Raw genomic sequence first — 11234 nt, forward strand, 5'->3', positions numbered from 1 at the left:
AATAACGAATAAGCATATTTATATAATCATAAATTATATAAAACAGGATTAACGTATTAACTGCGCAGAAATAATTACTTTCCTAATCGTTTATAGAGCCTTTCAGGACGACCTATTTTACCGTGATTAAGTTCAACGATTAATAATTTAGTTTGGACACAATATTCTAAATATCGTCTGGCTGTAGTTTTGCTAATATTTGCTTTTTCGACAATTTGATCGACCGTTTGCGGTTCATTTGTCTGCATAAATAGATCTTTAACTTTTTGTAAAGTAATCTCTTCAATCCCTTTAGAATGGCGATTGATATCAACAAAATCTTTAGTTTGCAAATTAAACAGTTCATCAATGCGTCTTTGATTAACATGTTTTTGTAAACTTTGACGATATAAGAAAAGTTCAAAACGCTCAAGTGAATGTTTTAAACGTTGGTAAGATACTGGTTTAATTAAATAATCAAAAGCACCAAACCGTATAGCTTTACTACACGTATCCATATCACTTGCTGCAGTGATAAAAATAACATAAGAATCTAGTTTGTTATTAATAATGTATTCAAATAATTCAATACCTTTACCATCAGGTAAATAATTATCGAGTAAAATTAATGTTGGTTTTAACTTTTCAACCATTATTTTAGCTTCTTCTAAATTTGACGCGATCCCAACGACTTTTACTTTTGTATCTCTTTGTATAAACTCAGCATTTAATTCTGCTAAAATAGGTTCATCTTCTACAATAAGAACTTTTATAGCATCTTCTTTATACTCGTTAAGCTCTCTCATGCATTTACCTCTTTTTATTATTTAGGTATAAAAACTGAAAAAATTGTTCCATATGGTGTATTATCTTCAAATGTAATATAGCCATTGGCCTTTTTTATGTAGGTTGAAACAAGATGCAAACCAATACCATGCTCTTTAGCATCTTGAGAAGTTACGCCGGGTTCGAATATCGATTCGCGAATACTTGCATCTATACCACATCCTTGATCACTTACTTCTAATACAATTTCATCCGTTGCATCACTCAGATACAAATAAATCGTTTTATCACCCTGATTATTTTTTAAGCATGCATTGAAAGCGTTATCAAGTAAATTACCCAGCACTGACATAAATTCGGTTTCAGTAATTAAGGCAGGTAATGCACTTAATTGACATGCAGGATCAAAGACTAGATTCAAGCCAATTTCATGTGACTTTGAATATTTACCTATTAATAATCCACATATAGCCGGTATTTTGAAATGCTCAGAAATAAAATCTAAACAGTTTTGATTATCCGCCGAATGTAGGGTGATAAAAGATTGTGCTTCTTCATAACGTTTCATATAAATGAGCCCTGACAAAGTCGCCATCCAATTAAGGTGTTCATGTCGTAAAGCTCGCAAATTATCAATGTATTGAGTTACTTGCGTTAATTTCATACTTAATAAATTGATATCATCATAATTACGAAAAGTGATCACCCAACCTTGAATTTGATCATCCACTATCACACGAATCCGGTTAGCAATAACAATAATATTATTAAAGTAACAAATATGATCGTGTACATCTTTTGTCTGATTTTCATTTCCGTAAAGAAAATCAGTTGATTTGATAAAATAACGTAAATCATGGTTAAGCAATTCTTGATCACCTGCAATAATGTCTAACATGTTTCGAGCCGATTGATTGATATTGATAATTTTATAATTAAGATCAATAGCAATAATGCCCTCAAAAATAGATTGCATTATTGATTTTTGACTTTTAACCAACAAAGCAATCGCTTTTGGCTCTAAGTTAAACATCTGTTTTTTCACTGCTTTTGAAAAAAAGAACGAAAATACAAACAAAGCAAAAAAGAGTAAGGAACAAAAAATGATAATAGGTATAAATTGGTTAATATGTAATACATATATATCATCAATCATATAACCAACAGAGACGATACCTATTATTTTACCTTCATCCATGATAGGAGCTTTACCTCGTAGTGCTAAACCTAACGAGCCTTCGCTAATAGAAATACTGCTATTTCCGCTCAGTACTTCTTGATTATCTCCACCTACCATTGGTGAATGTAACTTATCATTCGAGGTATGATATAAACGATAAGCTTGTTCATCACCAATAACGATGTAACTGGCATCACTTTGTTCAAAAATATCGTTAACTAAATTAGCTAAATTGACGGTATCTTTTTCTTTAACATATTTTATTAAACTCGGAATAACGGACAATTCCTTCGCTTGAACTTGCGCCTTTTCACCCAAACTTCGGTACAATGTAGTTTTAGTTGCATTCCATATATAGCTTTGTAAAAGTGCGAGTATTATTAACGAAAAAAGTAAAAGAGACAGAAATAACTTCGTCGCAAAAGATAATTGTACTTTTTTTCGCATAATAACGCTCGTATTGAAAATTGACTATTGACATTGAGTTTATCACAGCATTAAAAAACATAGAGCCTTTAAAACCATAAAAACCACACTTAAAGTATGATTTAAATCACAAAATTGGGGTTAAAATTTTGTAACCATATGCGCCAATCTAACAAATTCAAATTTTTTTGGAGAAAAATAAAATATGGCGGATCTTAATTCAATCGGAAAAACGCGGACTGAAGAAGAATCAGTATCAAGTTCTGATGAAAAACAACATGATAAATGGCCTTACAATGTGAAACAACAACAGCAAGGATGGCCGTACAATTGGTGGCGGCTTATGGACAATTATAAAATTGGTGTAATCCCGCTTCCATTATTTATAATTGCTGGTATCCTAATTTTCGCTGAAGTGTTAGTAACTGGTAAATTGCCTAGCGAAATTGTTGTGATGGTGGTAACTTGTGCTTTCTTTGGCTTCCTTTGTGGTGAAATTGGTAAACGGTTACCAATCGTTGGGAAAATGGGTGCTGCAGCGATCTGTGCAACATTTATTCCATCAGCGCTAGTTTATTACGGTATTTTACCTACTCCGGTCGTCGAAGCAACAACAAAATTCTATAGAGATACACACATTTTGTATCTATACATTTGTTGTATTATCGTTGGTAGTATTATGAATATGGATAAGAGAACGCTTATTCAAGGATTCTTAAAAATATTCGGACCAATGGTATGTGGTGAAATCGTTGGAATGTTAGTTGGTGTCGGTGTTGGTTATTTACTAGGTTTATCTCCATTTGAGACCTTCTTCTTCTTAGTATTACCTATTATGGCTGGTGGAGTTGGTGAAGGTGCGATTCCTCTTTCAATCGGATATGCATCAATATTAGGTATGGAACAAGGTGAAGCTCTTGGCCGTGTATTACCAATCGTTATGTTAGGCGGTTTAACGGGTATTGTTTGTGGTGGAGTTCTTAACCGTCTTGGTAAAGCTTACCCACATTTAACTGGTAATGGTCGATTACTGCCAGCTTCAGAAGATGATGAGTTAATGGGTGATAACAAAGCAGCTAAAGCTGAACCTGTTATCGACGTAACAACATTTGCATCAGGTGTATTATTAGCAGCAATTCTTTATATGATTGGTATGATTGGTCATAAATTAACTGGTATTCCAGCTCCAGTGGGAATGTTATTTGCTGCAGTTTTTGTTAAGTTAGTATCAGGTGTTTCACCGAAAGTATTAAGTGGTTCACAAGTCGTTTACAAATTTTTCCAAACGTCTGTTACCTATCCAATTCTATTTGCGGTAGGTGTAGCAATCACTCCATGGGATAGAATCGTTGCAGCTTTCACCATTACAAATTTAATTGTTATTGTTTGTACTGTTGTTAGCTTAGTCACCACTGGTTTCTTTGTCGCTAAAAAATTAGGTATGTATCCGGTTGATGCTGCTGTTATTTCATGCTGTCAAAGTGGCCAAGGCGGAACAGGTGACGTAGCAATCTTAACTGCCGCAGAACGTATGGAGTTAATGCCATTTGCTCAAATTGCAACCCGTATAGGTGGTGCAATAAATGTATCAGTGTCATTACTCATTCTCGGCAATTTCTTAGTTTAGATTAAAATTTTAAAGAGCAACCTTAGTTTAACTAAGGTTGTTCGCTTTTATTTATAGTTAAATTTAGCATAAAACAGCTTTTAAGGAGTTTTCATGAAGCTTGTCAGTTATCTTGTCTCTGGTCGAGCAAGTTTTGGTCTTCTTACTCAGAATGGCATTGTTGATTTAAAAGAAAAATTAGGTAATAAATATGCCGATTTAAAATCTCTACTTGCTGATTCTGAAGGACTTTCTGTCGCCAAAACTTATCTTGATGCACCAAGTGACATTGATGAACAAGACATTACTTATCTACCTGTTATTCCAAATCCAAATAAAATTTTATGTGTTGGTATGAATTATGCTGAAAAACGCGCGGAATTTAACGAAACTAGCTCAGCGCCAACGTTATTCGTTCGTTTTCCTGATTCACAAACAGGTCACAAAACTAATATTATCAAACCTGCTATCACTAACGAATTAGATTACGAAGGTGAATTAGCGATCATTATTGGCAAAGAAGGATTTCGTATTAAACCAGAAGAGGCATTATCACATGTAGCTGGCTACAGCTGCTATATGGATGGGTCTATTCGTGACTGGCAATATACTTGGTTTACAGCAGGTAAAAACTGGCCAAGTACTGGCGCATTTGGTCCATGTATTACAACCAGTGATGAAATTCCTGATCCAACAGTTTTATCTTTAACCACTTATTTAAATGGTCAGGAAATGCAACACGATTGTATTAAAAATCTTGTGCACACTGTACCAGAACTTATTTCTTACATTAGTACATTTACTCGTTTGTCGCCTGGAGATGTCATCCTTACTGGTTCACCTGGTGGTGTTGGTAAAAAACGTAACCCTCCAGTATTTATGAAAGATGGCGATAAGATTGAAGTCGAAATTACAGGAATTGGTCGTTTAACCAATTATGTAGTAGCAGAAAGAGGGTAATTTTATGTATGATTTAGTTGATTATACCATCGTTGATATTTCTAAATCAGAACAAGATTATCAAGAAATTAAGCTATTATTGTCTCGATCTGATCTTGATTTAGACTCGCAAGTTACTCTTTTTATGGTAGCGAAAATTAACGATAAAATTATTGCTTGTGCTGGTATGGATCGCAATATTATTAAATGTGTTGCTATTGATCCTCAATATCGCGGTAATCAACTAAATCTGACTTTAATGGATCAAACCATAAAATATGCCAATGAAAACGGCTATTTTCACCTTTTTTTATACACTAAGCCTGAAAATATAGATTTCTTTAAAGGATGCGGTTTTTACCCTATTGTTGAAATAACTGATTTAGTTGTTCTAATGGAAAACAATCCGGTCGGAATAAAGCAATATTGTAAACAACTCAATGCACAGAAAAAAGAAGGAAAAAAAATTGGCAGCATTGTTATGAATGCCAATCCTTTTACTAAAGGTCATCAATACTTAGTACAATATGCAGCAAGTCAATGTGACTGGTTACATGTATTTGTTGTCAATGAAAATGCCTCACAATTTTCATTTGATACACGCTTAAAACTAGTTAAAGATGGCACAAATCAGATAAAGAATGTCACTGTGCATGCAAGCTCACCCTACATTATTTCTAGAGCAACATTTCCTACTTATTTCCTAAAAGATAAGACAAAAATTGATCAAGCCTATATGGGTATCGATCTGTTAATTTTCCGCAATTATATTGCTCCAGCACTCAATATCACTCACCGATTTGTAGGGACTGAACCTATTGATGAGGTGACTAAAGCTTATAACGAAGCGATGCGTTATTGGCTTGAAGATAATACGGTAAGTAGTCTTCCAGCCATTACGGTTGTTGAAGTTGAACGTATAACCGAAAGCAATTATGTTGTCTCGGCTTCATTAGTAAGAAAGCTACTGGCTACTGGGCAATATGAACAGGTTAAAACGTTGGTTCCCCCAACAACATGGGATTATCTTTCGGCTAATTTGGATAACTTTAAAATTTAATACGTTTTAAAAGGTAAAAAAATGAAAATACAAAAAGAAGCTATGGCTGGGACTCTCGAATCGAGCGATTTGTTAGTTAAAGTCATGCCAAATACGGGGATTGAAATTGTTATTAATAGTGATGTTAATAAACAATTTGGCGATCAAATACGTGCAGTTGTTAATCAGACTTTAAATGATCTGAATGTAACTGATGGTTTAATTATTATTGATGATAAAGGCGCTTTAGATTGTGCTATCAGAGCAAGAATTCAATGTGCAGTATTACGCGGTGCAGAAGAAGAGAACTTAGATTGGAGTAAATTACTATGAAAAAATTACGTCGCAGCATGTTATTTCTTCCAGGCGCCAATGCCGCAATGTTATCAACATCGTTTGTATACAAACCTGATTCAATCATGTTTGACCTTGAAGATGCGGTTTCAATTAAAGAAAAAGATTCAGCACGCCTTTTAGTCGCTCAAACATTAAAAATGCCTGTTTATAAAGAACATAATATTGAAACAGTTGTTAGAATTAACGCACTAAATACACCATTTGGACTTAAAGATTTAGAAGCCGTAGTTCGAGCAGGCGTTGATGTTGTTCGTTTACCAATGACAAACAGTGCCGAAGATATTCATGAACTTGAAGCTCACGTTGAACGTATCGAAAAAGAATGTGGTCGTGAAGTTGGTAGTACTAAATTAATGGCAGCAATTGAATCGGCTCAAGCTGTGGTTAATGCAGTATCAATTGCTAAATCATCTCCTCGTTTAATAGGTATTGCTCTTGCTGCATTTGACTATCTTGTCGATATGCAAACAGAAAGAGGCGATGGTACCGAACTATTTTATGCTCGTTGCGCTGTTCTACATGCAGCTCGTGTAGCGGGTATTGATGCTTTTGATGTTGTCTATTCAAATGTTAATGACGACGAAGGTTTCTTAAAAGAAGTCAGCCTAATCAAAAAATTAGGATACAACGGCAAATCATTGATTAATCCAAGACAAATTGAGCTATTACACAATGCTTATGCACCTACTGCTAGTGAAGTAGAAAATGCTAAAAAAATAGTTGAAGCAGCTGAAGAAGGTGAAAGAAAGGGGCTTGGAGTTGTTTCTTTGAATGGCAAAATGATTGACGCACCAATTATTACTCGTGCTCAAAAAATCATTGAACTAGCAAAATACTCCGGTGTACGTAAAGAAATTTGATAGGATTGAAATATGACAACTTCTATAAACCAAAAAATTGATGATTTATTAAAACAGCATCCTGATCTTAAAAATATCACACCATTTATTGATGCTAATGCAACCACACCATATTTAAAAGATGAGTCTAAATATACTCGTAAATTATGTGACTCGATTGAACAAGCCATTAAAAAGTGTGAATTACGTGACGGTATGACCATATCTTTCCATCATGCATTCCGTGAAGGTGATAAGGTTATCAATAAAGTTGTAGAGACAATTAGTAAATTAGGCATTAAAAATCTAACTTTAGCATCAAGTTCATTGTTAAGTTGTAATGCCGCATTAATCCCACATATTGAAGCTGGGGTGATCACTAAAATTTACACTTCTGGATTACGTGGAAAATTAGCTGATGCGATTTCACACGGTTTAATGGATAATCCTGTACATATCCATTCTCATGGTGGGCGCGTAAAACTCATCCAAAGTGGTGAAATTAATATTGATATCGCATTTTTAGCCGTATCAACAGCTGATGAACAAGGTAATGCTAATGGTGTATCAGGTAAATCACAATGTGGTGCACTTGGTTATGCAATGGTTGATGCACAGTTTGCCAAAAAAGTAGTTTTACTAACTGAAGATATCGTCGGTTATCCAAATAACCCTGCAAGTATTCGTCAAGATCAAGTTGACTATATTGTTAAAGTTGATGAAGTCGGTGACCCAACTAAAATCAGTGTGGGCGCAGCACGTATCACAAGCAATCCTCGTGAACTTATGATTGCTCGTTACGCGGCTGATGTCATTGAGCATTCTGGCTATTTTGAAGATGGCTTCTCAATTCAAACCGGTTCTGGTGCTTCTTCAACAGCTGCAACGCGTTTCCTTGAAAACCGTATGCGTGCTAAAAATATCACAGCCTCATTTGCCTTAGGTGGCATTACAGCTAGTATTGTTGATTTACACGAAAAAGGTTTGGTTAAACGTTTATTAGATACCCAAAGCTTTGACGGTGCAGCAGGACAATCCTTAGGCCGAAATAAAGATCACATTGAAGTCTCAACCAATGTTTATGCAAATCCTGCATCTAAAGGAGCAAGTGTTGATGAATTAGACATTGTGATTTTAAGTGCCTTAGAAATTGACCTTGATTTCAATGTTAACGTATTAACAGGTTCTGATGGCGTAATGCGCGGAGCATCTGGCGGTCACTGTGATACAGCTGCGGGAGCAAACTTAACCATTATTGTTGCCCCATTAATTCGTAGCCGTATCCCAACTGTAATTAAAAACGTAACCACGCTGGTAACTCCAGGTGAAAGCGTTGATGTATTAGTTACTGATCATGGTATTGCAGTGAATCCTAATCGTCCAGAAATTGCTGAACGTTTAAAAGCAGCTAATTTACCAATAATGAGCATTGAAGAACTTTATCAACGTGCAGTTTCGTTAACTGGTGAACCAAAACCAATCGAATTTGAAGATAAAATCGTAGGTATCGTTCATTTCCGTGATGGTTCAGTAATTGATGTAGTGCGTCAAGTTAAAGATTAATTACTCAAGCATCTGTCATAACAAAACTTAGCATGGCATAAATAAATGCCATGCTCTTATTCCTGTATTATGAATAAAATGTTAATTAAATTTGATGATGGCACCCCGATTAGTCTTGAGCAAATGCTACTAGCTAAAGAAAAGCGGGTAGAAAACCAACTATTAGCTATTTCACTCTATAAAAAGCCCCTCGTATCGTTGACGTTAGTTATCCCGGGTCCAATAAAAAACAGTAGTGGCGCTAATTATATTTTTCAAGAAGCAATCACCGCGTTACATCAGTTTTTTATTAAAAATGATATACCATTAATTAAAAAACAGCACTATCATGAATTAACAGGTTATGAAGCCATTCTTGTGGTAGATTGCGCGATTGAAAAACTCAAACAATACTGCATTGAAATTGAAAGCCAACATCCATTGGGCCGTCTATGGGATATAGATGTGATTGATCCAATAACCCAAAAAAGTGTTTCTCGCTCACAATTTGAATATGCTCCAAGACAATGTTTAGTTTGTGAGGATATGGCTAAAATATGTGGTCGGTCAAAACGACATTCATTAGATGAGATTTTTGTTGCTATTAAAGAAAAAATAGAAAGTTTTCAAAAAAATAAATCTTAATATAATGATAAAGTTGAAAAAACAGAATTGATCCGAAGGAGCATATCAATTGTTCATTAAACTTTATCATTACTACTAAAATTTTAAATGACAGCTAAAGCTTGTTCTAAATCACCTAATAAATCATCGATATCCTCTAAACCAACAGAAATACGAAGTAGTTGATCTGAAATACCGGCTGTTTTACGTGCTTGAGCAGTGATACCTGAGTGGGTCATCGTTGCTGGATGACAGATTAGACTTTCAACCCCCCCTAGAGATTGAGCTAACGTAATAATATTAAGTGCCTTTAAGAATTTAGGCATTACCTCGGGATCTCCAGCTAATTCAAAACTTAGCAATGAACCAAAACCTTTTTGTTGTTTTTTGGCAATCTCATGTCCAAGATTAGACGGTAGTGATGGATGATACACATTAGCAATTTTCGGATGGTTAACTAAAAACTCAACGACCTTTTGTGCATTGGCTTGTTGTAAAGTTACTCGCGCAGCAAGCGTTCTTAATCCACGTAATAATAAATAACTATCAAATGATGAAGTGAGGGTACCAATATTATTGGCCCACCATAAAACATCTGTAGCAAGCTGTTGGTCTTTAAATACTAAAATACCCGCTAAAAGATCGGAATGTCCATTAAGAAATTTAGTACATGAATGGGTTACAATATCCGCCCCTAACTCTATAGGTTTTTGCAATATAGGGGTCATAAATGTGTTATCGACTAACACCAAAGCCCCGACATCGTGTGCTTGTTGTGATATTTCTTGAATATCAACAACTCGAAGCAATGGGTTACTTGGCGTTTCAATCAATACTAATTTTGGACGTAAACTTAAAGCTTCTTTTAGTGCAATTGGATCGGATTGATCAACAAATTTCGCCTTGAAATAACCACGTTGACTTAAACTATTAAAAAGACGATAGCTACCACCATAACAATCGTGGGGAGCAACCACCAAGTCATCGGGTGTTAGTAGTGCGACACTGACAAGATGAATAGCAGACATACCACAGTTAGTAAGAATAGCATCCACCCCTCCTTCCAACTTGGCGACCGTTTCCTCAACGAATCGCCTGCTTGGATTTGCCTTACGTGCATAATCAAACTCTCTTGGTGTTGCAAATTCTTGATAACGGTAACACGTTGACGGGGTAATGACAGGGACGACACTCCCATATTGCTCATCAGTATTGATTCCACCTCGGACAGCAATAGTACCTTGGCTTAAATTTTTAGATTGGCTAGCCATAATAACATTCCTAAATAATATTTTATTTATTATAAAACTTTCATGTACAAGAATAACACAACCATTTAAGACGTCAATATGTCTAGACGTCTAACTGTCTCGATGTATGGATTGCAGCAAAATAAAAAAAAAGTTAAAATTAACCCCATAAATTGTGATGTGATTTGGTGAAAAATATGATGGAATGGAATGGGCAATACATAAGCCCCTATGCTGAGCATGGTAAAAAAAGTGAGCAAGTAAAAAAAATTACTGTATCAATTCCTTTAAAAGTATTAAAAATATTGACTGATGAACGTACGCGCCGACAAGTGCATAATTTACGTCATGCAACGAATAGTGAACTATTATGTGAAGCGTTTCTCCATGCTTACACGGGTCAACCACTACCTTGCGACGAAGACTTACAGAAAGATCGTGAAGATGGTATCCCTAGCCAAGCTAAGGAAATGATGCGTAATTTAGGCATCAATCCCGATTTAATTGATGAATAGATGCTATTTATATTTTTTATTGACAAATAAAAACATTAATTAGGACAAAAAACAAAAAAGGCGCATAATGAAGTGACCCCATAAAGTTGGACACTTTTATTAAGCGGCTTGTAAGGCCTGATTTCGATATTCAACCGGAGTCAGGCCTTTTA

10 protein-coding genes and 1 pseudogene are annotated in these 11234 nt (G+C 35.2%); 8 read left to right on the forward strand and 3 right to left on the reverse strand.

Features of this window, described 5'->3' with window-relative positions:
- Nucleotides 1-74: 74 nt before the first annotated feature.
- Both H3S88_RS05060 and H3S88_RS05065 read right to left on the reverse strand, forming a co-directional pair.
- Nucleotides 75-785: a response regulator gene (locus H3S88_RS05060; protein ID WP_086325916.1), complete on the reverse strand. Its 711-nt coding sequence runs from the start codon at nt 783-785 to the stop codon at nt 75-77.
- Nucleotides 786-802: 17 nt separating this feature from the next.
- On the reverse strand, nt 803-2392 hold the full coding sequence (locus tag H3S88_RS05065; protein ID WP_198226838.1) for an ATP-binding protein: 1590 nt from the start codon (nt 2390-2392) through the stop codon (nt 803-805).
- Between the two features lie 310 nt (nt 2393-2702).
- Between H3S88_RS05065 and H3S88_RS05070 the strand changes: the two are divergent.
- The 7 genes and pseudogenes from H3S88_RS05070 to citX all read left to right on the forward strand — a co-directional run.
- Nucleotides 2703-3998, forward strand: a pseudogene (locus H3S88_RS05070) (2-hydroxycarboxylate transporter family protein); the annotation flags it as partial.
- A 93-nt stretch (nt 3999-4091) separates the two neighbouring features.
- Complete coding sequence (locus tag H3S88_RS05075; RefSeq protein WP_198226834.1) at nt 4092-4937, forward strand: fumarylacetoacetate hydrolase family protein; 846 nt, start codon at nt 4092-4094, stop codon at nt 4935-4937.
- A 4-nt stretch (nt 4938-4941) separates the two neighbouring features.
- Nucleotides 4942-5976: a [citrate (pro-3S)-lyase] ligase gene (gene citC / locus H3S88_RS05080; RefSeq protein WP_198226832.1), complete on the forward strand. Its 1035-nt coding sequence runs from the start codon at nt 4942-4944 to the stop codon at nt 5974-5976.
- Between the two features lie 21 nt (nt 5977-5997).
- Entirely contained in the window at nt 5998-6288 is a 291-nt protein-coding gene (citD, locus tag H3S88_RS05085) for a citrate lyase acyl carrier protein (RefSeq protein ID WP_025316271.1), read from the forward strand.
- Nucleotides 6285-7172, forward strand: coding sequence for a citrate (pro-3S)-lyase subunit beta (gene citE / locus H3S88_RS05090; RefSeq protein WP_065738569.1), 888 nt, complete (start codon nt 6285-6287; stop codon nt 7170-7172). Before citD ends, citE begins: the two co-directional genes overlap by 4 nt.
- A 12-nt stretch (nt 7173-7184) precedes the next feature.
- Nucleotides 7185-8714 (forward strand): citrate lyase subunit alpha, encoded by a 1530-nt coding sequence (gene citF, locus H3S88_RS05095; protein WP_080692493.1) that lies wholly within the window; start codon nt 7185-7187, stop codon nt 8712-8714.
- 78 nt (nt 8715-8792) lie between these two features.
- Nucleotides 8793-9338 carry a citrate lyase holo-[acyl-carrier protein] synthase gene (gene citX / locus H3S88_RS05100; RefSeq protein WP_198226830.1) on the forward strand — a complete coding sequence of 182 codons (546 nt, stop codon included), beginning with the start codon at nt 8793-8795 and terminating at the stop codon, nt 9336-9338.
- 83 nt (nt 9339-9421) lie between these two features.
- Here citX and metB read toward each other — a convergent pair whose 3' ends face one another.
- Nucleotides 9422-10588 (reverse strand): cystathionine gamma-synthase, encoded by a 1167-nt coding sequence (gene metB, locus H3S88_RS05105; protein ID WP_198226828.1) that lies wholly within the window; start codon nt 10586-10588, stop codon nt 9422-9424.
- A 176-nt stretch (nt 10589-10764) separates the two neighbouring features.
- On the opposite strand from metB, the gene metJ reads away from it, so the two are divergent.
- The gene (metJ, locus tag H3S88_RS05110; RefSeq protein WP_198226826.1) at nt 10765-11082 is read left to right on the forward strand and encodes a met regulon transcriptional regulator MetJ; all 318 of its coding nucleotides are present in this window, start codon (nt 10765-10767) and stop codon (nt 11080-11082) included.
- Nucleotides 11083-11234: the final 152 nt, after the last annotated feature.

The sequence above is a fragment of the Gilliamella sp. B14448G11 genome, from assembly GCF_016101765.1.
Classification (GTDB): domain Bacteria; phylum Pseudomonadota; class Gammaproteobacteria; order Enterobacterales; family Orbaceae; genus Gilliamella; species Gilliamella apicola_N.